Origin of the sequence: Clostridium sp. AM27-28 (assembly GCF_003480955.1) — a bacterium.
In the GTDB taxonomy this organism is placed as follows: Bacteria; Bacillota; Clostridia; order Lachnospirales; family Lachnospiraceae; genus Otoolea; species Otoolea fessa.
Genome location: NZ_QUJT01000002.1, coordinates 86121 through 109819, shown reverse-complemented (window position 1 = coordinate 109819; position 23699 = coordinate 86121). Strand labels below are relative to the sequence as shown.

Below are 23699 nucleotides of genomic sequence, written 5' to 3'. Positions count from 1 at the left end.
ATCCAATTTAGGAGGTCTGGACAACCAGACCTCCTTTTTTGTACCCATTTATATTTCAGTATGCAAAATTAAATATTTATATTGCATTTAGATATATCATTCGTATAAAAAACGCGACACATACAGAAGTCATTTTTCAGGAATTATCCCTTAAAAATGTGCTTCCCCAGATAAACAAAGTTAAAGGAGACCAGAAATGATTCGATTTGAACATTTAAGTAAAACATTCCAGACGAAAGACGGTGCATTTGAAGCACTGAAGGATGTGTCCTTCGAAATCGAAAAGGGCGATATCTACGGCGTCATCGGTTATAGCGGTGCCGGAAAATCCACCCTGATCCGAATGGTAAACGCCCTGGAAAGACCGACTTCCGGAAAGATTTTCGTCGAAGATAAGGACATTGGAAGCCTGAGTGCAAAAGAGCTTCGCAGCCTCCGAAAGGGAATCGGAATGATTTTCCAGCAGTTCAACCTCCTGGAATCCAAGACAATTTACGACAACGTCGCGATTGCCCTGAAACTAAACGGCACCCCCAAAAAAGACATCGAAGCGCGTGTGAATGAGCTGCTGGAGTTCGTCGAACTTTCCGATAAGAAGTCCTACTATCCGGGACAGCTCTCCGGCGGACAGAAACAGCGCGTCGGTATCGCAAGGGCACTTGCAAATAATCCGTCGATTCTTCTCTGCGATGAGGCGACCAGCGCCCTCGACCCGAAAACGACCGATTCCATTCTCGATTTGCTAAAGAAGATTAATGAAACTCTTCATATTACAATTGTGATTATCACACATGAGATGAATGTCATCCAGAAAATCTGTAATAAAGTCGCCGTCATGGATTTCGGTAAAGTCGTAGAAACGGGCTCTGTCATTCAGGTTTTCTCAGACCCGCAGTCCGATATCGCCAAACGGTTTGTCGGCAATCTCATCCACGACGTTATTCCGGAACCGCTCGTCGAGAGCATCCGCCGAGAAACGCGGAACAGCCGCCTGCTCCGCATCAAGCTGGAAAATACAGACAGCACCGAGCCGCTTCTCTGGGATATCAATCGGCGGTTTGAGGTGGAAACCAACATTCTCTACTCCACCATCAACGTTATTCAGGGCATAGTTGTCGGCATCATGCTCGTTCTCTTCATCGGAAGCGACGAGGAAATCAAAAAAGCCGAGCGCTACATTCTCGAATCAAACGAAGAATATAAGGAGGTTGTATTACCATGATTCAGCAGTATTTAGGCATTTCGCCGGACAAACTCATCAAGGCCGGTTGGGAAACCCTGTATATGGTCGGTTTTTCCCTGATTATCGGTTCCATCGTCGGATTTTTCATCGCCATTGTCTTATGGCTGACCCGCAAAGGCGGGCTCAAGGAAAATCCATTGCTTTACACGATTTTAAACGGTTTCATCAACATCATCCGAAGCACACCGTTTATCATCCTTCTGGTATGTGTAATGCCCTTTACGAAAATCATCGTCGGCACCCGGATCGGTACCAGGGCGGCTATCGTGCCATTAGTTATCTATACCGCCCCATTTTTAGCAAGACTTCTTGAGACATCGCTTCTGGAAGTCGGCGGCGGCATCATCGAGGCAGCCCAGTCGATGGGAGCGACCACGTTCCAGATTATCGTTCATTTTGTGCTTCCAGAAGCATTTGCTTCGGTTATCCTGGCTCTGACAACCGGCACCATCGCCCTCATCGGAGCAACTGCGATGGCCGGCTACATCGGAGGCGGCGGCATCGGAAACATCGCCCTGACCTACGGCTATCAGACCTTTAACTTCCCGCTGATGTTTGCGACCGTTTTCATCCTGATTGCATTTGTCTGGATCATCCAGAGTCTGGGAAACCGGCTGTCACAGAAGAGACGGACACATCAGTAAACCAAATCATATCATAAAAGCTATTAAATTATTTTATATCCAAAATAACAAAACGAAAAAAGGAGAACCCCATTATGAAAAACGTAAAAGCCTATGTAAGAACCACCCTGACCGCCGGTCTGATCCTCGCAGCTGCTGTTCTGGGAGGCTGCTCAAAGAGTGATGCTGGAAGCTCCGCTGCTGATACTGCCGCTGCTTCTTCCGGCACCGAATCTGCTGCTTCCGCCGATGCTTCCAATTCTAATAAGAAGGAGCTCAAATACGGAAAAGCTGCCGGTCCGTACACTGTCTTATTTGAGGATGCCATCAAACCAATTCTGGAAAAAGAGGGCTATACACTCACCGAGGTTGATTTCTCTGACCTTCTCCAGAATGACCTTGCTTTAAATGACGGCGAGATCGATTTCAATGTAGAGCAGCATACCGCTTATGCCGAAAATTTCAACGAAGCCCAGAAGGGTAACCTGGTCCCGATTTCCCCGATTCCGACCGTTCCGGCTGCCATCTTTTCTGCCACCGAAACCTCTCTGGACGCCATTCAAGACGGTGCCAAAGTAGCCGTTCCGGACGATGCCGCCAACACAGCCCGCGCTTATGTACTCTTACAGAAAGCCGGATGGATCACTTTAAACCCGGATGTAGATCTCTCCACTGTCACCCAGGCAGATATCACGGAAAACCCGTACAACATCGAATTTACCGAAATGAACTCCACTAATATTCCAGCTGTTTTAGATGACTTTGATTATGCGGTTATCACCGGAAGTATTGTATACAATGCAGGAATCGATCCATCCACTGCCCTTCTTCAGGAAGACATTCTGCCGCATCTGATTCTGCAGGTCGTTGTAAAAGAGGAAAATAAAGATGCTCAGTGGGCAAAAGATATCGTTGCTGCTTACCACTCCGATGAATTCAAAGAATATTTAGACAAGAATAACAATGGTTTATGGTTTGTTCCGGAGGAACTGTTTAACTAATAGGAAACAGCATCGGAAGGCACCAGCAGGAAACAGGAGGATTTCACATGGCTCTCATTTTAGATAAAACCGAACAGAAAATTGTCGATATCATCGACGCACACCGCAACGAGATCATTGCATTCGCCAAAGATATCTACACCCATGCAGAGCTGGGTTATAAAGAATACAGAACTGCAGAAAAATTTGCTTCTTTCATGAAAAATCTGGGGCTTGAGACAACGGAAGGATTGGCTGTCACCGGTGTCAAAGCCTACTTAAATGAAGAAGAGAAAAAGAATGTAAGTCTGGCCCTCATCGGGGAACTGGATGCGCTCCGCATCCCGGAACATAAATATGCCAATCCGGAGACTCAGGGAGCTCACTGCTGCGGACATCATGCCCAGCTGGCCGGTGTCATCGGTGCAGCCCTGGCTCTGACCAATGAAGATGTTAAAAAAGAGCTGGACGGACAGGTTGTATTCTTCGCCGTACCGGCAGAGGAATATGGTGAGATTGAATTCAAGAACTCCCTGACCGCCCAGGGAAAAATCAAATATGGCGGCGGAAAATGTGAACTCATCCGCATCGGTGCTTTTGATGATATCGACCTGGATATCGTCCACCACACCGGTGACAAGGATATCAGTGTGGGTTCCCACTCCAACAATGGTTTCGTCTCCAAGGTCATTCGTTATAAAGGACTGGCTGCCCACGCAGCCGGTACCCCGCATCTGGGAGTCAATGCATTAAATGCAGCTTCCCTCGGACTTTCTGCCCTGGCTTACCAGCGCGAAACCTTCCGGGATGATGACCATGTCCGAATCCATCCCATTATCACAAAAGGCGGAAATCTCGTCAATGTAGTACCGGATGAGGTGGTAATCGAAACTCTGGTACGTGCCGCCAACAAGGATGCCATCGCCGATGCTGCTGCCAAAACAGACCGTGCCTTCAAGGCAGGTGCCATCGCCGTCGGTGCTTCCTGCGAAATCACCACTATGCCCGGATACCTTCCGGCTCTGAGTGAAAAAGCCGATGAATCAGTCCTGGCAGCCGCTGAGATTGCCGCACAAACCAGTGAAAAAGATTACCAGATCGTCCAGGAAGATACCCACGCCTACAGCGGCGGCTCCACCGATGTGGGGGATGTACAGCATCTGCAGCCGGTCCTTACCTTCAACACCGGCGGTAAGGTAAGCGGTCTCCACTCCGTTGATTTCGATATCGTAGACGATGAGCTTGCCTATGTGGTCACTGCAAAAATCTTCGCCCTCTCCGCTTACCGCCTGCTTCGGGACGGGGCTGTGAAAGCAAAAGAGATTGTAGCGAATTATCAGCCCATCTTTACCAAAGAGGAGTATATCAAATATATGGATTCCTTTATCAAGACGGAAACGTATTCATAATGGATTTCATTATTTGCTAAATTTCTAATATTTTATAGAAAAGACAGGAGATATTGTTTATTGCAACACGTCCTGTCTTTTCCTCCCTCACAAAATATCCTTTTCTTCTAGTATTTCTGGATATAAATCCAATATTTTATATGTAAATAGCAACCTTTCTACAATATCTGCCGTATAGTTTGAAATTCCTGATAAGTCATTAAATTTTCTTAATCTATATTCCATTGTATTTCGATGAATTCCCAATTTCTGTGCAGCTGCTGTTACACTAGCAAGTTCTAAAGCAATTCTTTTAGAATATGCGAATGAAGTACCATATTTGTGGTCATATCTAAATACCTCTAGTAATTCAGGCATACAAAAGTATTGGATATGTCCTTCCCTTCCAATCTTCTTTATAGCACAATACATAATATAATCTTGATAATGAATCAGGCTTTTATTAAAATGCAGACTTTTTTCAAGTCCTATAACCATTAATAGTTGATTAAGAATATATGCAAAATCTGTAATTTTATGGAATTGATTGCTGCATACTGCTAGCAAATCATATTTTTCCAGAAATGCTTCCAACACATTCAAGCATATTCCAACCTCTTTTGTATCAAAAAATAAAATCAGTTTTCTATTGACTTCAAGAATAATGGCTTCAGGGAAAATCAGCGACAAATGATTTCTATATGACATCATCATTCGTGACTCTGCCTTTCTGGTTTTATCAGAAATAGCAATTATATAGTAATGATCATGAAGCATCCACGAAAAACCTTCTGCCCGTTTTTTGAACTCTGCTTCTGAGTATTTTGCATCCTGAATTAATTCTTGCAATAGATTTTCACTTCGTGTTGTATTAGGTAAAATATTTTCTTTTTCAAGAAATAGTTGAAGTGCTCCACACAAAAAATTCATAATTTCGATATCACTATCTTTGAACGGATGATTATAAGCCACCGTTAAAAACCAGCCAAAATATCTTCGATTTACAATCAATCGGCAAATTAAACGTTCTCTTTTTTTGGGTGATTTCAAAAGAAACGTCTGCGGTGTATTTTTTATTTGCTCCAGAACGTTAGCGTAATCGTATTTTTGAAATAGTTCACTTGTCACATATCCCATTCGAAATACACTATTTAATATCTCGTCATCTGCAGCCATTACTTCATTTGCCGAATGTACCAATAATCTTGTTGTAAAATCTTGTAATAAAATAGGATTTCCAAGGATACTAGCAGCAACATCCAATAAATCCTTTATAGACGTACAATCAAACAAAGCACGACTGATCGCCAATTCTGCCTCCAAGATACGACTTTCCAAATTTAATTTCGATAAAAGTGCTGTAAACACTTCTCCCGGAGCATCACTCTGATATATTATATAATTCTCTGGTTTCTGCATATCAATAAAATCATTCAAATTTCCTAAAAGAATAAATATAGATGGGGCTTCCAGACAGCCATCTCCTACCTCTAACAATACCGGAGCTGTTACCACATAAATAATATTTTTTGTGAATGCTACAGACGTCAATGAAAGATTACAGACTTGGCAAATGTTCTGAGACTTATCTTTTATGTGAATTTCTTCTATATTCTCAGCTGATAATGCCTCTATCAAAACGGAAAGCTTCATATTTTCTCACCTACTTCTACAATTAGCAAAGAGGCACTACAAGCGCAGCACCTCTCTAGTTCCAGTTTTAATTGTCTTTATCTTAAACCATTTCTCCTGATTTGTATACCTGAATCAAGCAATCCGTATATGCTTTCAAATTAGTATATGGATTTTCTCCCAAAAGCACTAAATCAGCAATCTTACCTGGCTCAATCGTTCCAATTTCTTCTGACATCCCTAATACTTCTGCCGATGTTAACGTTGCAGAAGAAATAATCTTTTCTGGAGGCATTCCATAATCCTGCATAACTAGCATTTCCTTAAATGCAGATGGCTGTGAACCAAAACACGGAGAACCCGCATCCGTTCCTAATGCAATCTTCACCCCTTTTTCCATTGCTCTCGCAAAAGTGCTTTTCTGCTGTCTTGTTACAAGAGCAGAACGTTCCACCATAAAATCACTTAACACACCCTTGTTTTCCGATAATATTTTATAAATAGCCAATGTTGGAACCAAAGTTAGTCCTTTTTCTTTCATCATGTCTAAATACTCATCCGGAATGTCCGGTCCATGTTCAATCGTATCAATTCCTGCCTTGATACATTCAATAATTCCTTCCTGCGAAACTGCATGAACAGCAACCTTCATATGAAGACGATGTGCTTCATGAACAATAAATTTAAGCTGATCTAAATCGTACATGCTTGGTCCAACATCTTCCAGTCCAGCTGCACCACCAGTATCCATAATTTTAATCCACTGGCAACGGATTCCTTTTTTTACAAACAAAGTCTTTTTTTCCCGTATTGCATACAAAAGTTCATCTTTCGTATTTGCAATCGTTCCAATTGATGGAACATGTCCATATATACTCTGAATTGCAGAACCGCATGGAATAACTCTCGAACCTTTAATCCATCCCTTTTCAACTGCAAACGCCGTTTCAATTGATAAATCCTTAGGACTTCCTACTTCTCGTATGGTTGTAACTCCCTTTTTTAAAGAATTTTCAACATTATGTACACTTCTCAAAAAAGCTTGATATGGACCGTACATTTCATCCATATCTTCTGAAATAGCGCTTCCGTCCCATGTACTATGCACATGCATATCAATAATTCCTGGTGATAAATATTTTCCTTCACCGTCTACCACCTGATCCGCAGAACTCTTAATATCTCTTCCTATTTTCTCTATTCTTTCATTTTTGATCCAAACATCCACATCTGAAAGTATCTGCTGATTTCGAACATCAACTACATTCACATGTTTAAATAATAAAGTGCTCATAAATCCTTCACCTCCATTTTTATTCCTGTTTTATAATACCTGTTTTATACATGAATCTGGCAATAATAATTGTAAGCGCTATTCCTCCTAACAATACCCACTGAAGATCAATTTTTAATACTAGTATTCCTAATAAACAAAGAACAACTGAAACAACTGAAACCTTGAATTCTTTTAAAAGCCATAGTCCAGCTAAAGCACCAAATATTGCAGGAACGACATTACTAAATGCCGGAGCAAGAACTGCAGAATTTAACACTGGGGTCAATGGCTGCATCAAAACGATTCCCAATGCAATAATTACCGTTGTCGTGATACTGGATACTGCCACTGCCACAACTGATACAGCATTTGCTTTTTCACTTCCAGCTTCTATACCAGCTATACTCATTGCTGACAACGCACAAGGAATTTTCTGATTCTGCAGATTTCCGGTAATATAAGTCAAATAAAGGCTTCCTGGTCCTAAAATAGGTGGAAAAGCAATCATTTCACTTAAAACATACGAAGCCATCAAAATCCACATTGTTAAAACTCCTGGCCATATTATTTTAAAATCCGGCCATATTCCAGAACGTACTGAAGCAAAAAACGGAAATGCGCAGATTGCAATCAACATTGCCCATCCATATAATCTTCCATCATGATGCATTTTCTTTTCAAAATCAGTCATTAGACTTCACTCCTTTCCTAATTATGCTAAGAGCGGTGTTATAATCATTGATAATACTAATCCAAATAAAATTGTTAACGGAAAAGCATAATCTTTCAACCATTTTAGTGCTGGATTTTTCGCTGCCAAATTACATACATATGAAAACAGAAAACATCCAATAATAACCAGACTCGGAACAATTCCTTTCTTTCCACTATTAATTGCAAACGCAGCAATTACTGTAACTAATGCACAAAGACTGAAAATACCAATCCAACGGCTATCCTTTTTTCGGAAAACATCATAGGTTTTACAAACTGGTTTTAAAACCACTAAGACAATTGGCAATGCAACTGAACATCCTAATGTCATCGACCATGCAGCATTAATCCATGCCTCGATCGTCATTGTCGTCGATGTAAACTCAACTCCCATTGCTTCTGCTGCCATTGTTGCTGAAATTAATTCATTATTTGCTGAGCCTATAACAGAAGTCCTAAGCCACGGCAATGCTACACCAAGAACTGGAACCATTACGATTACGCTAAGCACAATCGGGATAGATGGAACCAAACTGATTCCAATGCAATTAATAACAATTTTTTTTAGCTCTTCCTTGCTTACTCCCAACCTTTCTGCTTCTTTCCAACCATTTTTCAAAAAAATGATACAGACAATGGTAACTAAAACCAAAACAACGGCAACAAAGATTGTAAAACTAGCATTGTTTACAAATTTCTGATAATCCATTCCCATTCCTCCTTGCTGTAAATATTTTCTTGTTGCAATTATTTTATAAAACCTTGTATTATTTTTCATTGTGCTCAGTGTACAAATCTATAATCGCATTTTTGTCTGTATGTTTAATGTATTTGTCGTTTTTAACAAGATTTTCAGTCTTTTCCGGCATCATATGACTAAAATAAGGCGAGAAGTGCTTCTCGTCACTGCACTTCTCGCCTCATTTACAATTGTATATTCAAAAACACCTTAAGCATTTTTCTATTCATTCACCGTTGATTTTTACAGCACCTTCCGTCCATTTACTGTCAGCTTAAAGGTCGTTCCCAGTATCTCCGCCGACTTCCGGCAAAGCATCATTCTTCCCAGGAAAATCTCAAAATAATCATACATGGAACATATCTTTTCATCTACCTGAAGATTCAGGGCAATAACTGAACGATCCTTTTCAATCTTAAGTTTGGACTCTGTTACCGCATAATTCACACGGTCGTGGATATCAAAAGTGGCTCTCTCTTTTTCACGAACACGGCTTCTTCGTACATCCGTCTTATCAGCGATAATCAGAGCTGCGGATATTACATCCTCCGGACTTCCGATGTGCGGCAGTCTCACCGTAGACACCGGCTCCGTGGGAACAGAAGACCGAGCCGCTTGGGTTTGCCAAATCCGCATCCGGATCATAACCGGCTGCTTCGATGACCTCTTCCTCATTATGGCAGGGTCCATATCCATCCAGGGTACAGACAAGCTGTCCTAAGCCGCTGGTATAAACCGTTACTTCTGTCTGATATCCATCCAAGGATGAAGCCGGTGCACGACCGGTAAGTATCGCCTGTCCATCCTCCAGAACCGGTCCTTCAAAAACCGCAAACCGGCGTTCCAGATCCGTCATTGCACGTCCTACCATCTTGTCCGGTATCGTCAGATGAAATGCATAAAATGGCTCCAAAAGCATCGAATGTGCCTGCATCAGGCCATGACGGATAGCCCGGTAAACCGACTGACGGAAATCCCCGCCATTCAAGATATTCACAGGCAATTTTACTACCTGTTATGATACCATGAATGGCGGGGATTGTAAAATTTTATCATCGGTTGATGAAATTCAGTACCACCACAAGCAGCAGCATATGAACCGGATAAAATGCATAACAAAGATACTGGAATGGTCTACTGTGGTAGCCCTGTCTGCCGCGGTACAGCCAGATGGGGATCAATGCCAGAAGCGCAAGCCCCTGCTGGCACAGTTCAAATTCCATGCCAAATAGCTGAACCGGATACATCAGACCGCCCAGCAGTTCCACATTCAGCCAGTATAGGGCAGCCAGCTGTCCCAAGAAGCACCACCATTTCCGCCCATGGAGGAAATAGAACACAAATACCGTCAGAACACCGACTCCGTAGTAATCCACCATGCAAAGAGTTCCCAGTACCAGACCTGCCAGCACAACCAAAACGCACACCAGCAGATACATCCAGGTTTTTCCTTTTTTCCGTACCTGTTCCATAAGCCAGATACCTAAAAGGCCCAACAGGAATGTCCAGAGGACATTCTGGTGAACCGGATAAAACCAGGTACCGCCGTACATCAAATCAAAGGGAATTTCTGAAAGCACTGCAAACAGCAGCATCCGAAGGATGTACTTTTTAAAGCTTCTGGTGTGGAAGTACCCCTCCACCGCCATAAAAGCGAAGATAGGAAATGCCACTCTTCCGGCACAGGTAAGCCACTCCCTAGCAGGAAGAAGCGTCGCCCAAAGGTGATCCATCAGCATAAGCGTCATGGCGATGATATGCAGTGCCGCCGCACTGATATCAAAACGTTTCAAGGTGGATTCATTGATTCTGTTTGTCAACACAAATTTACTCCTTTGGGTCTATTTTTATGATAAAACGATATTTCTAAGCTTATCTAAGTCATCCTTATCCGGATGTGAAAGCGCCCGTTCAAAATTTTCAATCAGAACATCCAGATTCGCCGGATACTCCGGCTGTTCCTTCAGCTTTACATAGTGATCTCTCACTGCCATCGGCATTTTACCCTGGCACATATATTCACCAATTACCGTGTTACTGGAATCTATCGACTGTTTCACATTTGTAAGGATCCTCCGGTAATAGGCCTCATCGACACCAAAACCAGCAGTTCCAAACAGGAAAATCTTTTTATTTCTCAAGGACGCAAGGAGTTTAAGGGAATCTCCGTCTGCATTTCCCTTATCGGTCCAGAAGCCAACATAAAGAACCTCCGAAGATGGTTCCTCCCCCTTCGCTTCTCCAAAATAATCACATGTTTCCGCTGGCAGCACCTCGTGAATCTGATCGGCCAGCTTTCTTGTATTTCCAGTTAAACTGCTGAATATAATTGAATATCTTTTTTCCATATCTTGTCTCCTGCCGTATGTATTTCTATTTCACCACGTTAAGGAGTTACCTTACCCTATCTTTATATCAAAACATGCCCGGCAGTTTCGCCGCCAGGAATAATCCAGCACCAAATGAGATCAGATTGGCCACAAAGGAATACAGGATATAATATGCATCCTCCTTTTTCTTTTCTGATATCCTCTTAAGAATTGTGCAATACAACACTGCCTCCAGAGCAAATACAATCAGCTCAAAAAGTACATAGAAAAATGTAAATGCAAGAGGGCCGGAATTATAATTAATCACATTGAGCAGCACATTTAAGATAATCTGCGTAATAATGTTGACAACAGCCAGAATCAACAGCTGTTTTTTCTGTCTGAAACCAAACAGCAGCGCCACCAGCATTTCGATTAAAATAGTAAGGACGATCCTTGCTCCAAGAGCCAGCATCTCCTGCCGGTAATTATACGAACGGTAGGCCTCAATCCGCTCATTGGTACTCAAATCATCATTGTATTCCACCGAACCGATATCCACACCATCCATATCCACTGTATAATACGTATCAAATGCATAACGAGCATAAATTCCACTGGATACAAAGGTTTCCGTTTCCGGATAATACAGAAGAATCTTAAAATCACCCGGCGGATAATAGGTCCATGCAAGCTCTTTGCTTTCACTTACCTTCCAGCTCCGCTGCAGAAAATAGTATCCATCCGGATCCTTGTAATTCACAAAGATCTCCCAGATACCAGGATCCATGTACTCTTTCTGGGCACTCTCCGTTCTTCCATCCCAGGCACTTGCCGGACCAGTAGATTTCTCCTTCGACAGCAAAGTTCCATAACAGAGCTCATCCCCCATATGCTCAAACTGAATCCGAACAGAGGCCTTTGGTCCCATATCGGCATTGACTGTCATCGGAAATGCTGAAACTGCCATTATCATACACAAAAGCATTATAAAAACAAGACTGTATTTTCTATTTTTCATACCAAAAGCCTCCCTTCAGATATTTTTATTCTGGTGAAGAATCTCATCGGCATTCTTGCTGCAAAATACTACATCCGATGGGAATCATCTTCCATCTTGTAAACAAACAGGCGGTTCATCCCCTCCTGCCATGGGTATTCAAATTCCAGACGATTCCCAATTCATCACATATTCTTTTTCTCTTGTGAATTCGTCCATCTCTTCACTCTGAATAGTAAATCCTTCTCGTTGATAAAAAGACATTGCCCTGACATTCTTCTGATATACCTTTAACTGTAATTTGTCTTTTTTATCCTTGATGTAATCCAACAACATTTTACCTATGCCACATGACTGCATTTCGTCAGAAACAAAAATACCTTCTATGTATTCATCACTTACTCCTATAAAGCCTTGAATCATTTTATCATCTTCATACACATAAACTTCCGCCTGTGGCAGCATTTCCTTCACGAATTCATAATTACTTATCCAGTATTGTTCAGGAATAAAAAAATGTGCTTTCAGATTAGTTTTCAACCATATATCAGCGACTCTATTTATATCTACCTTCTGCAACTTTCTAATCATAACGATTATTCTCCATCCAACCTGATTATAACACGATTAACTCATTACGATTTACCTATCTGTACTCAACAATTTCTTCGAAAGGTTTCCTTGGTCTTTTAGCCGGAGCTTCATTGGCAAATCCAATCGCAACAATTCCTGTCAATTGGCTGTCTGTTCCGATAAAATCCATCAGCTCATTATAGGCAAAACAAGTATTGGCAATCCATAAGGTACCCAATCCATATCCCGTTGCTGTCAGAATCATATTTTCAATCGCCGCACCTATGGACAGTGAATCACATATTTCAACAATTCGCTTTTCATTTTCAATGCTTGCAAATGGAGTATGCTGGTTGGTATTAAGCACTGCTATAAGGCATGGGGCCTCCTGCATGATTCTAACGGTATTCTCAGCATCCGGTATGGCAAATGCCCATTCCGGCATAAGTTCATGGGTCATTTTTTCTGAATTTATACCATGACGCATGACATCAACCAGTTTATCTTTTTCTTTCCCCTGATATACAATAAATTTCCAAGGCTGTCTGTTTTTAGCAGATGGTGCAAGGGAAGCACTGTATATGATCTCGTCAATTAACTTCCTTTCGATCTCATCTGGCTTATATTTTCTTATACTTCTTCTATTCTCAATTTCACGTATCATAGATTTCTCTCTCCTTTAGAACCTTGCCCTCAAGACTCATCTTCTCCTATGATTTCCAACCTATCCATCCCAACATGACATTTCAGGAAAAGCACCTCAACACCTGCTGCCTTTGCCTCGTGAAGTGCAGCGCCAAATTCGGGATGCGTTTCCGTATTCGGCCTGACTTCACTAATGCCTTCCATTTGAATCACAAATGCTATCAAACATTTATATCCTTGTCCGCACGCAGCTGCAAGTTCCTTTAAATGCTTAACTCCTCTTTCCGTCGGGGCATCTGGAAAATATCCAACTCCGTCTATCTCAAGGGTGCAGCCTTTGACTTCCATTAGATATTTTTGCTTTCCTTTTTCCATATAGAAATCCAGCCGGCTATTTCCAAAGGTATACTCTGGTTTAATAGAATCATACCCCTGTGTCATCAGCCATTCTTTTACCACTTTATTCGGTGCCTGAGAATCAATGTTAACCCATATCTTATTCTTCTTAACTGCAATCAAATCATAGCGAGTCTTTCGATTTGGATTCTTTTCTATGCAATCTTCCAAAATCACTTCCGCCCCCCGCAGCAGTAATTCACGACAACGTCCCGTATTCTTTACATGAACCGATTCTACCGCTTCCGAGCCATCAATCTTTACCCGCGCAATAAAACGATTGGGACGTTCTATGAAAATTGCTTTCACTATCTTATCATATTTCATGTGACGTTTCCTATTATATGTACTGAAACATTCATTTTACACGATTGGATTCACTGGCAGCGGCCTGTGCTTTGCAGTATAATAATCACAATCAATTCGAATAAAACTAAAAGCGGAGGCATCGCTTCCATGTTTGTCGGAACCTTTGCTACGATTGCCTGGGAAGTTATGGGACATCCGTTCGGTCTGGCAACCATCCTGGTTGCAGTTCCGGTTTCTTTCCTTACCCTGATCGTTGTCTCCTTACTGACCCAGAAAGAAAATCAGGCGGCTGCCTAAAAGATGGCCTTTACTGATAGAAAAGAATTTTATAGTAAAACCGATTGGTTCAGATGGGCTGCCGTGCCAATGTACGGCAGCCCATCTGGCATCATTCTATCAGCCCTTTCGCTACCTCTTTCAGTTTCTTAGCCGACTCCACCAGCTTCTCCGCCTCTTCCTCACTCAATGCAATCGGCACATGCGTCTCCACACCCCCGATTCCCACGATCGCCGGCATACTCAGAGTGATATCTTCGATGCCGTACTCCCCGTGCATCATCGCAGACACCGGCAGAATCGAGCGCTCATTGCGGACGATACACTCGCAGATGCGTTTTACCGACATTGCAATTCCGTAATACGTCGCCTGTTTTTTCGAAATAATTTCGTACGCACTGTTTTTGACCTTCTCCGCGATCGCGTCCATCGCCGCATCGTGGTTAAAATGTCCGCGCATCTCGCAGAAATCGTTCAGCGGAATGCCCGATACATTCGTACTGCTCCACGCCGCGATCTCGCTGTCCCCGTGCTCACCGATGATAAACGAATGTACACTCCGGCTGTCCACGCCCAGGTGTTCGCCCAGCGCATATTTAAGCCGTGCCGTGTCAAGCACCGTACCCGAACCGAGCACCCGGTTCTCCGGCAGCCCGCTCAGTTTCAATGCCACATACGTCAAAATATCTACCGGATTCGATACGATCAGCAGAATCCCGCCAAAATCGCGTTTTACAATCTCCGGGATGATACTCTGATAAATTGCCGTATTCTTCTGCACCAGATCAAGCCGCGTCTCCCCCGGCTTCTGGTTCGCCCCCGCTGTGATAATGATGATCGCCGCGTCCGCCGCGTCGTCATACGTGCCCGCGTAGATCTTCATCTGCCCTGCAAACGGAATCCCGTGCGCGATATCCTTCGCCTCGCCGTCCGCCTTTTCCATATTTACATCTAACAGAACCAGCTCGGAAAATAACCGGCTCTGCATCAGTGTAAATGCCGTTGCTGAACCCACAAATCCGCACCCGATGACTGCCGCTTTTCTTGGATTTACCTCTCTGCTCATACGCTCATTTCTCCTTTTTTCTCCGGCTTATACTACATGTCCATGTTTCTAGCATCCGCTCTCTGCATATGGACAAGCATACCTCTAGTCTCTCCTGCCATTCATATGTATTGTGCCGCTTACAAGAAGGAGTATACATGCTTTGGGACATTTTTTCAGTTGTTTAAACAACGAAAATAGAAACTACAACACTTTCTGATCATCCGACGACAATGTGAGCTACCAGCAAAGAGGAGTTCCCATCATGTATTTTTCCGTACAGTCCCGCTGCTTCGATCCTGCCGAAATCTATTTATGGTCCGCAAAAAGGCGCTTCCAGGGAAGATATCGTAAACATGGATCGCTGGATGCAGGCCTCCGCCCGGAAGAATCTGAGCGATACGGTGGAACAGGTGATGCGGGTGGTTCGGCGGTTTTCGTAAAAATCGGAAACAAAGAATGTGCTGATATAAGAAAAACCGGAGAGGAACTTTGATCATTCATTCTCTCCGATTTTTTTCAACTTTCCTTGTATATTAGCTATTATACATTCACTTTTTTTGAAATCATTTCCATATATTTTCGAATATGCATCCTTCTAATTTTTATTTAGAGAGCGCCTTCTCCGCCGCATCCAGCCCCTCATATCCATACGCCTTCACTTCCGCCTCCATCGTCAGAAGTGCCAGACTCTTTCCTTCCTTTTTCAGTTCATTGATAAACTGCCAGTACGTATGCAGAGTGCTGTCCGAGTAAGTCCGCAGTTCTCCAAGCAGGTACGTCTGGAAGGAAGTATCATACAGCGTATCTTCAGAACTGTAGAGAAGCCGGTTTCCAGACGCCAGCACCGGATATTTCGCCTGGTACTCTTCCATCCAGGCAAGCTGCTGTTTCACGATCGCATCACTCCACTGTTCGCCCGCCAGCGTCGGATCAATCAGAAAATGATGCAGTTTCTTAAACTGCTCCGGTGCGGTGCTCGCCATCATCCACGCATATTTCTCCATTACCAGATTGCGCCCCTGCTCATGGGCGCGGTCCATATCCGCCTGCACGCAGTCTATGAGTTCCTCTGTCCACGGTGCAAAATGGCTTCGTCGCATGATAAAAAATGTCTCCGGATCGTCCTGACAAGAAGCACGTCCGCCCTCGTTATTGACTTTCTGAAAATCTTCCCACTCCATCTGAATCAGTTTCTCTATTTTCTCCTGTTTCGTCATACGCTGTCCTCCCTTTCGCTTGCCAGATCCCTTCCAAATCAATTTCCTGCATCTTTTCTTTCAGTTACAGTCCATGCGCGTTCCCATTTTGATGTGTCTATCCGCGGCTTATCCTTCCATCACATGACATTTTTTCAGCTCCGGATCCTGAATCCGTTTCATGATCTCCCACGTATGCGCTTCCAGAAATGCATCCCGGCTGTCAGTCAGTCCCTGTTTTCGCAGTTCCTCAACCACCGCCTGACAGATTTCCTCGATCCGACCCACACGCGGATCTAACTGGTTTACATAAGGATTCCATCCCGGGGGAAACGGCGGCTTCCACATCTCGCTCGTATCTCCCATCACCGAAAGCTCCCGGATTTTTTCCGCCACCTCCGGCAGAATCTGAAAGTTTTCCATTCCCCGGAACATCCACTTATAGTAAGGCATATACGTCCGGTTTAGTAAATAGACCATCGAAATCGCCTGCCGCACAAATTCATCGAGCGCCAGCATCGCCGCAACCGTATCGCCCCGCCGCATACAGCGGCCATAATTATACTGTCCCGACTGCGCCATTTTCGCTGCCCGCGCCGCGATCTTCTTGATCCGGACATCCTCCGGATAATACTTCCGGATCGCCTCGCGGATCGCAGAAAATTCTCCCAGTCCATCCTCAAATACTGCCCCGCCCACGACTGCCGCCAGCTTATCTTCCGGCAGATGCAGCCAGCGCATCAGGCTCTTTGGCGGCTGTTCCATCCCGATAAAACGGCTGTAAAATGCCTCTATCTCAAACACACCGACACGTCCGCCGCCCCGCGCACTTGTGAGGCGTGCCGGAACACCTGCAAACTCCCCTGGCAAACGGTCATAGGCATCCTGAAGCGCATTTCCGTACTGGTTATAATCTTCCGCCGAAAACCACAGACAGAAACCCGCCCCGAAATCGTGATCCTGCGATATCGCATCGTCAAATCCCAGACATTCCGAACCTTCGCCCACCAGTCCCGCCGCCAATCGCGGCAGAAGCTCTGGAAAATCCCGCTCCAGCATCGGACGCCCGACTTCTTCATAATATCGTTTTGCCAGTTCTAGTCCCTGCATCTAATCCCCCTACCTGATTTTATGGTTTTTTCTATTTCTACGTTTTCTCTATTTTCAGTATCTTTTTTTCATGCGCGTTTCTTGCACGCTTTTTATCAAATCTTCCATCTGAAAACTTTTCAAAAAACGCTTTTTTCTTGTCCTGTCTCAGAATTTCGCATCCTTGAACTGACAGCTCGCACAGTGGCTCGGGTTTCCGCCCTTGTCTTCCTTCTTGTCTGCAGCTCCGGTAATGCCTTTTTCTTCCTTTTCTTTTTTGATCATCTCCAGATTCTGGCGGATCACCGCGCACGCATCGCTCTCGCCAAACCGGGACTGCGTTACCATCAGCGCTTTTTCCAGCAGCCCGATCGCCTGATCATAATTGCCGCGCCGCCATGCCAGCTCCCCGGCTGCTGCCAGCGCCGAACCAAAGTGTCCCGACTGCACGCCCTCCGGGGACGCATAAAAGGTCAGGCTTTCCTTTAACTCCTCGTCTGCCTCATCCAGCCGTCCCAGCGCCATCAAGGATAGCGCCCGGTTGACATGGGTCGTTGCCACCTCCGCCTCGCTGTTCTCCATCTTTTTAATTAGTTCCAGCGCCTTATCCAGCGATTCCAGCGCCTTTTCATGTTCCTCCTGTTCCTGATAAATCTGGCTGATATTATTGTAGAGACTTGCCATCTCATAGCCATCCGTTTTTCCAAGATTCTTAAAAATCGCTTCCGCCTCCCGGTACTGGGAAAGCGCTTTCTCCACATCTCCTGCCATCCGGCGCGCGGTTGCCGCATTTAAAAGTGTCGTTCCATGGTGGATCGAACCATCCAGTCCCATCCCCGCAATCAGGGACAGCGCCATATCCGCCATATCGACTGCCTGTGCAACCCGTCCGGTATTCCGGTAGAGTCCTTCCATCTCATTGCACATCATCAGGCAAAGGCTTTTGTTCCCTGAATCCAGCCCTTCCTTCATCCAGCCCATCATTTTCTCTTCCGCTTCGTCCAGTTTTCCCTGCGCATAAAGGCGATCCAGTTCCTGAAACATCTGCTGTGTATCCATTTTTATCCCTCTTTCTTTCCCTTCTTTATTCTTGTTTCTGTTATTTTTTTCATTAATGTGCCTTGGCACCTTTGACACAAAAAGAGATACCGCAAAACCTTTTTCCCATCCCTCTGCTCCCCATCTTCTTATTTCTGACAGGTCAGTGCACGGATTCTGTGGTTTTGCGGTATCCACTATCTGTTCTCAAACCTTGTAAAATCTATCTCTTTCTCAATAATGCTTTCTATGCCGCCATGCAGCACCCGCATTCGGATCGCGTTTCATTTCAACGATCCGGCTTTTACAAATCCTGTATTCATCAAACGAAGCAACTTCCGATCGCCGCATCACCCCATCGGCGAATATCCAAACGTATTTACCAGCGCATCAATCTTCTTTCCTGCCTTGCAGAGCGGGCAGTCACGGTAATCTGAATACGTATAATCCGGTAAATCCTTCTTGCCAAAGACTGACTTGATCGGCACACCATCCAGCGAATCCATCGCACTGAAAATCGCCGATGCGCCCTGTAAGATACCACCGTAATACTGGATGCTCTCAACTGCCTTATTTAAGGTACGTCCCGTCGTCACGGATGCCATCAGGATCATCACATGTTTATCGCGGATCATCGGAATCAGGTTGTCACGGAAAATGATCTGGCTGTTGTTGTTAAACTCCGGGCTGATTACATAGATAGATTTGTGCGCGTTCGTCGAGAGAAAACCGCCCTTTGCCAGCTCCTCCGCCAGAAAAGCACCGATAACTTCCGTGCCCTCCATGCAGACAATCGTGTCGATCACGGTGTCATACAGATACATGCCAACCAGCGCCTGTGCAACTTCCTCCGCCTCTTTCGTTCTCGCTTTCAGGGTCGTCACATCAATGTAATAATTGATATGTGCATGGTTTGTTGCGAAATGTCCTGGCCGAATCTTTAACGGTACTGTCGCTCCAGTTGTGTAGATCTTTGTATAACTTTTCTCCATAAAAACGCCCCCTTCTCCATCTAAATAGGTGTTCATAAATGTTTGAAACTGCTTCTAAAAGTTCCATGTTCACAGTCACTTCCATCCATGGATTGATACCCTTATTATACTAGAAAATGTGGCGTTTAACAAGATAAAATCTGTCATCATATGTATATTTTTTTATTTTTCTGTCTTTTCTCCAGGCATTTTTTTCTCACAAACAGAACACACACCCGATACTAAGACTGTGAACTACTCGGTAACTAAGTTACCAGAGCATCTGAAATCTGGCGGGATACCGCCTTTTTTCAGGGTGCGTCCATGACACCACTACTGCTTACCTTTCGGCTATACAGCTACTTTTATTATTTCTGGATTCTTTAGTCCGGTTACGGACAGTTCTTTCTGTTTTCCGGATACGGAAAGATATTTACGCAGGATATTAAATGCTCCTACTGCATCCGCATTATATCTTACTCCATCCGTTATATACATGCCACGCTCTTTTCTGTTTGATGCTTCTGCATATCTTTTTGATAGTTCTGGTGAAAACGGGCTGCACTGGCTGGTATAGCTTTCTTCCTGTTTTGTCAGTGATATTCCATACAGTTTTAGTTTATATTCCAACATGATATAAAGTTTATTATACGGCAGTCCGTGAAACTTCTGGTTTGTCTTGTGCCCTATATCTTTTCCTTTACGGATATTTCGGATATCTCCTATGATTACACAGCTTATCCTTTCTTTTTTACAGTATTCTGCAAGCCATCTGGTCACCTTATGAAGGTAATCCTTTACTGCGTTCTGTTTTTTCCGATAAATCCTTTTGATGTGTTTCGATGATCGGGGATATTTTATGCCGTTTTCCACCTGCTGTGCATACCATATTGATTGAACCCTACTGATTTCTTTGTGAAAGTATCTTTCCAGCGAAAGATATTTTCTTCCTAGAATAAAACTCCTTCCATTTCCGGAATCATAACAGGTCATCAGATTATGAATTCCAAGATCAATTGATAAATAATGACCATTCAGGGAAAGCGGTTCTGGCTCTTTGATCTCATAAATAACGATAAGGTCACATTTTCCATCTTCCGGTGGATAGATCCGCAGCTGTTTTATGTGATCCATGTTCCTGAAAATCTTATTTTCAAGATATAGAAATTTTTCATGAATCCCGTAAGTTTCTTCCATATAGCTTTTCAGATCCTTTGACAGAGACAGCCGTAATTGGTCGGAACCTTTCTCGTGCCGGATTCCCATCTGCATGTAAGTGATTGGTATATTGTCCTGTTTAAATCGCGGCGGATTTGGATCTTTGATCCCACCGGTCTTTTTAAGGGCATAAAATGATTTCCAGGCTTTATCCAGCTGCTTGCAGGTCTCCTGCGCTGTCTGGGATGGAAGCTGTCTATACCACAGATCTCCTTTATGCGCTTTCTTCTGATAATACCAGTCAGGATACTTCTCCAGCCCCAATTCTTTATATCGACGACGTTCATAGTTGCAGACATTCCAGAGCTTGGAAGCAGCGTAACACATATGCCCTATAATATTAGAATATTCCGGCCGGATATTAACCGATGTTCTGTGAGACAACAGCATTCTCCTCCCCCCTTCAGACAGCCATGCATATGAATATTTACAATTCACATTGAATTAATACGACTTGCTCTGATGTTCAATATAACGGCGAATATTTTCCTCAGATACGGATCCGATCGTTTCCACATAATAGGAATGGTTCCACAGTTCTCCCTTCCACAACTGGTTTCTTATTTCCGGAAAACGTTCGAATAATTTCCTGCCTGTGATCCCCTTCAGATACTTGATAATGGCTGTTATTGACAGCTTTGGTGGAGCTGATACAAAACAGTGAACATGATCACCTTCACCACATTCAAATAAATGAACGGTAAAACCTTTATCGTCAGCTATCTGCTGCACGAGTTCCTGTAGGTATTTCTCAACTTCTGGGGTTAATATCTTCCGTCTGTATTTCACCGACCAAACCATATGGTAGTTAATATTACACACACAAGTCCTATAATGTATAAGATTTTCTTTCATACATATAGTATATCATATCGAAATGTAATGCGCAACCATTATTCGAACGTATTTTCGTTTTTATTGTATGCCGGTTACGGCATTACTATCAAAGGATGAGAATTATTATACTATTTGCATTGTGCAGATATGCACACTACTGCGCTTTCATCTCGGTAATTGAATTGCCGAGGATTCCCGCTTATTGTCCTAAGAACTTCCGCACGCACTCCAGAAACCGTTCTCCATATTTTTCAAACTTATACGCACCCACGCCGGACACCTCCAGCATCTCCGCTTTCGTGACCGGTTTTAAAATACACATATGCGTCAGCGTCTTATCAGAAAATACGATATACGGCGGCACTTTTCCCTCGGATGCGATCTCGCGGCGCAGCGCGCGGAGTGCCTCGAAGAGCGTCTCTTCCTTCTCCGTAAATTCGTCTGCCCCGGCTGGAAGTTTCGCGCCCCGGCGGCTCTTTTTGCTGCTTCCAGCTGTCTGTTTCTCCCGCTCCTTCGCCATCTTCATCTCGATTGGTTCCGGTGCTTCCAGGAAAGCAGCACCTTTTTCCGTCAATTTGACAATCGAATACTCATCCGTCGTGACAAACAGATACTCCTCCACCTGGAGGAAGTTAAACATCTGGCGCAGATGCACGACGCTCTCCTTCGCCAGCTCCCCATAATGCGGATTCTCATCCATCCGGTAATTGCGGATCTTAACCGTATTCGCCCCGTGCACCGTGTCGAGAATCACCGTTGTTCCATAGCGCTGTCCGCACGACTGCACACAGCCTAAGAGACTCTCTGCCGCCGCCTGAATGTCGATCGTGTCAAATTGCGTCATACAATTCGAACAGTTTCCGCAGTAATTACTTCCATATTCGCCGAAATACCGCAGGATATAATCACGCAGGCACTCATTCGTAAAACAATAAAACGTCATCTTTTTCAGGCGTTCCCGGTCACGTTCCAGCACCACCTGCCGCGTATAGTCGTCAAGCTCCTGATTGTCCTGGTTCCGCTCAATAAAGAGCTGGTTCGTCACCACATCCCGCCCGCTATAATACAGGATGCACTCCGCCGGTTCGCCGTCACGCCCGGCACGTCCTGCCTCCTGATAGTAGGCTTCCAGGTTCTTCGGCATCCCGCAGTGCAGGACAAACCGTACATCCGACCGGTCGATTCCCATGCCGAACGCATTGGTCGCCACCATCACCGGAACCCGGTCATAGATAAAATCATCCTGATTCTTCTGCCGCTCTGCATCGGAAAGTCCCGCATGGTAACGCGTCACTGAAAATCCATCCCGGATCAGCTTCTCACAGATCTCCTCAACATTCCTGCGGGTCAGACAGTAAATAATCCCTCCCTGCCCCGGGTGCGCCTCCAGATATGCCCGGATCGCCGCATAGCGGTCCTTCGGCGTCTCCACTGCAAAATACAAGTTTTTCCGGTCAAATCCCGTCGTCAGCATCACCGGGTTCTGTAACTGCAAAATGTCGATGATATCGTCCCGGACCTCCTTGGTCGCGGTCGCCGTAAAAGCACTGACCACCGGACGCCTCGGCAGCTTCTCGATAAAATCAACAATCTTCAAATAACTCGGTCTGAAATCCTGTCCCCACTGGGAAATGCAGTGCGCCTCATCGATCGCCAGCATCGCAATATCCACGTGCATCGCAAAATCAAGAAATGCCTCCGTCATCAGACGCTCCGGCGCCACATAAATGATTGGATAACGCCCCTCGCGCGCATACCCAAGCGCCTTATAATACTGTGCCGTCGTCAGCGAACTGTTCAGATACGCCGCGTGGACGCCCGCCTGATTGAGTGCCGTGACTTGATCCTTCATCAGAGAAATCAGCGGTGACACCACCAGCGTGATTCCCGGAAGAATCAATGCCGGAACCTGATAACACAGTGATTTTCCGCTGCCCGTCGGCATGATTCCCAGCACATCACGCCCATCAAGAATCCCATCAATCAGCATTTCCTGTCCTTCTCGGAAACTGTCATATCCGAAATACCGCTTGAGAACTTCATATTTTTCCGATTTCTCATAATTCATATATCTTTATCCAACACCCTTTCATTCTAGTTCTGTCTCAACTATCCACAATCTTGAGCATTTCCAGTCTCAGACATCCACCAGTTCAATCTTTCCTGAAACCTCTCTCCACAGGATGTTTCTCTGAACTC

The 23699-nt window shown here is 44.3% G+C and carries 26 protein-coding genes; 6 read left to right on the top strand and 20 right to left on the bottom strand.

What is annotated here, in order from left to right; translation table 11 throughout:
• Positions 1 to 196: 196 nt before the first annotated feature.
• The 4 genes from DW720_RS03190 to DW720_RS03175 all read left to right on the top strand — a co-directional run bounded on the left by DW720_RS03190 (position 197) and on the right by DW720_RS03175 (position 4255).
• Complete coding sequence (locus DW720_RS03190) at positions 197 to 1222, top strand: ATP-binding cassette domain-containing protein (RefSeq protein ID WP_107000613.1); 1026 nt, start codon at positions 197 to 199, stop codon at positions 1220 to 1222.
• Positions 1219 to 1887, top strand: a complete 669-nt coding sequence (locus DW720_RS03185; protein ID WP_022360002.1) for a methionine ABC transporter permease — start codon at positions 1219 to 1221, stop codon at positions 1885 to 1887. The genes DW720_RS03190 and DW720_RS03185 overlap by 4 nt, the downstream gene beginning before the upstream one ends.
• A 74-nt stretch (positions 1888 to 1961) precedes the next feature.
• The gene (locus tag DW720_RS03180; RefSeq protein ID WP_118742926.1) at positions 1962 to 2867 is read left to right on the top strand and encodes a MetQ/NlpA family ABC transporter substrate-binding protein; all 906 of its coding nucleotides are present in this window, start codon (positions 1962 to 1964) and stop codon (positions 2865 to 2867) included.
• Between the two features lie 47 nt (positions 2868 to 2914).
• Positions 2915 to 4255, top strand: a complete 1341-nt coding sequence (locus tag DW720_RS03175) for an amidohydrolase (RefSeq protein ID WP_118742927.1) — start codon at positions 2915 to 2917, stop codon at positions 4253 to 4255.
• Between the two features lie 87 nt (positions 4256 to 4342).
• On the opposite strand, the gene DW720_RS03170 is transcribed toward DW720_RS03175, so the two are convergent.
• From DW720_RS03170 to sfsA, 12 genes are all read right to left on the bottom strand, one after another.
• Positions 4343 to 5887 (bottom strand): PucR family transcriptional regulator, encoded by a 1545-nt coding sequence (locus DW720_RS03170; protein ID WP_118742928.1) that lies wholly within the window; start codon positions 5885 to 5887, stop codon positions 4343 to 4345.
• An 82-nt stretch (positions 5888 to 5969) separates the two neighbouring features.
• Positions 5970 to 7160, bottom strand: a complete 1191-nt coding sequence (locus DW720_RS03165; protein WP_118742929.1) for an amidohydrolase family protein — start codon at positions 7158 to 7160, stop codon at positions 5970 to 5972.
• A 19-nt stretch (positions 7161 to 7179) separates the two neighbouring features.
• On the bottom strand, positions 7180 to 7833 hold the full coding sequence (locus DW720_RS03160; RefSeq protein ID WP_107000619.1) for a hypothetical protein: 654 nt from the start codon (positions 7831 to 7833) through the stop codon (positions 7180 to 7182).
• A 21-nt stretch (positions 7834 to 7854) separates the two neighbouring features.
• On the bottom strand, positions 7855 to 8565 hold the full coding sequence (locus tag DW720_RS03155) for a DUF5058 family protein (protein ID WP_181357189.1): 711 nt from the start codon (positions 8563 to 8565) through the stop codon (positions 7855 to 7857).
• A gap of 273 nt (positions 8566 to 8838) precedes the next feature.
• Positions 8839 to 9171, bottom strand: coding sequence for a hypothetical protein (locus DW720_RS03150; protein ID WP_347560696.1), 333 nt, complete (start codon positions 9169 to 9171; stop codon positions 8839 to 8841).
• Positions 9110 to 9592 carry a hypothetical protein gene (locus tag DW720_RS03145; RefSeq protein WP_347560695.1) on the bottom strand — a complete coding sequence of 161 codons (483 nt, stop codon included), beginning with the start codon at positions 9590 to 9592 and terminating at the stop codon, positions 9110 to 9112. The genes DW720_RS03150 and DW720_RS03145 overlap by 62 nt, the downstream gene beginning before the upstream one ends.
• 55 nt (positions 9593 to 9647) lie before the next feature.
• A complete protein-coding gene (locus tag DW720_RS03140; protein WP_243023755.1) occupies positions 9648 to 10415 on the bottom strand; it encodes a TraX family protein in 768 nt (255 codons plus the stop codon).
• A 27-nt stretch (positions 10416 to 10442) separates the two neighbouring features.
• Positions 10443 to 10943, bottom strand: coding sequence for a flavodoxin family protein BilS (bilS, locus tag DW720_RS03135; protein ID WP_107000621.1), 501 nt, complete (start codon positions 10941 to 10943; stop codon positions 10443 to 10445).
• A 67-nt stretch (positions 10944 to 11010) separates the two neighbouring features.
• Positions 11011 to 11925: a hypothetical protein gene (locus tag DW720_RS03130; protein WP_243023756.1), complete on the bottom strand. Its 915-nt coding sequence runs from the start codon at positions 11923 to 11925 to the stop codon at positions 11011 to 11013.
• Between the two features lie 138 nt (positions 11926 to 12063).
• A complete protein-coding gene (locus DW720_RS03125; protein WP_118468320.1) occupies positions 12064 to 12495 on the bottom strand; it encodes an N-acetyltransferase in 432 nt (143 codons plus the stop codon).
• A 55-nt stretch (positions 12496 to 12550) separates the two neighbouring features.
• Positions 12551 to 13141 (bottom strand): nitroreductase family protein, encoded by a 591-nt coding sequence (locus DW720_RS03120; protein ID WP_107000623.1) that lies wholly within the window; start codon positions 13139 to 13141, stop codon positions 12551 to 12553.
• Between the two features lie 29 nt (positions 13142 to 13170).
• On the bottom strand, positions 13171 to 13845 hold the full coding sequence (sfsA, locus tag DW720_RS03115; protein ID WP_118629090.1) for a DNA/RNA nuclease SfsA: 675 nt from the start codon (positions 13843 to 13845) through the stop codon (positions 13171 to 13173).
• A gap of 129 nt (positions 13846 to 13974) precedes the next feature.
• Here sfsA and DW720_RS15680 point away from each other — a divergent pair, with 129 nt between their 5' ends.
• Positions 13975 to 14124: a hypothetical protein gene (locus DW720_RS15680; protein ID WP_182427966.1), complete on the top strand. Its 150-nt coding sequence runs from the start codon at positions 13975 to 13977 to the stop codon at positions 14122 to 14124.
• 91 nt (positions 14125 to 14215) lie between these two features.
• On the opposite strand, the gene DW720_RS03105 is transcribed toward DW720_RS15680, so the two are convergent.
• Complete coding sequence (locus DW720_RS03105; RefSeq protein ID WP_022359991.1) at positions 14216 to 15169, bottom strand: L-lactate dehydrogenase; 954 nt, start codon at positions 15167 to 15169, stop codon at positions 14216 to 14218.
• A gap of 244 nt (positions 15170 to 15413) precedes the next feature.
• Here DW720_RS03105 and DW720_RS03100 point away from each other — a divergent pair, with 244 nt between their 5' ends.
• A complete protein-coding gene (locus DW720_RS03100; protein ID WP_118570547.1) occupies positions 15414 to 15644 on the top strand; it encodes a hypothetical protein in 231 nt (76 codons plus the stop codon).
• A 109-nt stretch (positions 15645 to 15753) separates the two neighbouring features.
• Here the strand turns inward: DW720_RS03100 and DW720_RS03095 are convergent, their stop codons facing one another.
• The 7 genes from DW720_RS03095 to recQ all read right to left on the bottom strand — a co-directional run bounded on the left by DW720_RS03095 (position 15754) and on the right by recQ (position 23568).
• Complete coding sequence (locus DW720_RS03095; protein ID WP_118685095.1) at positions 15754 to 16368, bottom strand: DUF4125 family protein; 615 nt, start codon at positions 16366 to 16368, stop codon at positions 15754 to 15756.
• Positions 16369 to 16476: 108 nt separating this feature from the next.
• Positions 16477 to 17457 (bottom strand): DUF4037 domain-containing protein, encoded by a 981-nt coding sequence (locus DW720_RS03090; RefSeq protein ID WP_118652498.1) that lies wholly within the window; start codon positions 17455 to 17457, stop codon positions 16477 to 16479.
• 147 nt (positions 17458 to 17604) lie between these two features.
• The gene (locus DW720_RS03085) at positions 17605 to 18495 is read right to left on the bottom strand and encodes a tetratricopeptide repeat protein (protein WP_022359976.1); all 891 of its coding nucleotides are present in this window, start codon (positions 18493 to 18495) and stop codon (positions 17605 to 17607) included.
• Between the two features lie 329 nt (positions 18496 to 18824).
• Positions 18825 to 19466, bottom strand: a complete 642-nt coding sequence (locus tag DW720_RS03080; protein WP_022359975.1) for a hypothetical protein — start codon at positions 19464 to 19466, stop codon at positions 18825 to 18827.
• Positions 19467 to 19796: 330 nt separating this feature from the next.
• Complete coding sequence (locus DW720_RS03075; RefSeq protein ID WP_243099692.1) at positions 19797 to 21101, bottom strand: transposase; 1305 nt, start codon at positions 21099 to 21101, stop codon at positions 19797 to 19799.
• A 6-nt stretch (positions 21102 to 21107) separates the two neighbouring features.
• Positions 21108 to 21524: an IS200/IS605 family transposase gene (gene tnpA / locus DW720_RS03070; RefSeq protein ID WP_118556385.1), complete on the bottom strand. Its 417-nt coding sequence runs from the start codon at positions 21522 to 21524 to the stop codon at positions 21108 to 21110.
• 175 nt (positions 21525 to 21699) lie between these two features.
• On the bottom strand, positions 21700 to 23568 hold the full coding sequence (gene recQ / locus DW720_RS03065; RefSeq protein WP_118653392.1) for a DNA helicase RecQ: 1869 nt from the start codon (positions 23566 to 23568) through the stop codon (positions 21700 to 21702).
• Positions 23569 to 23699: the final 131 nt, after the last annotated feature.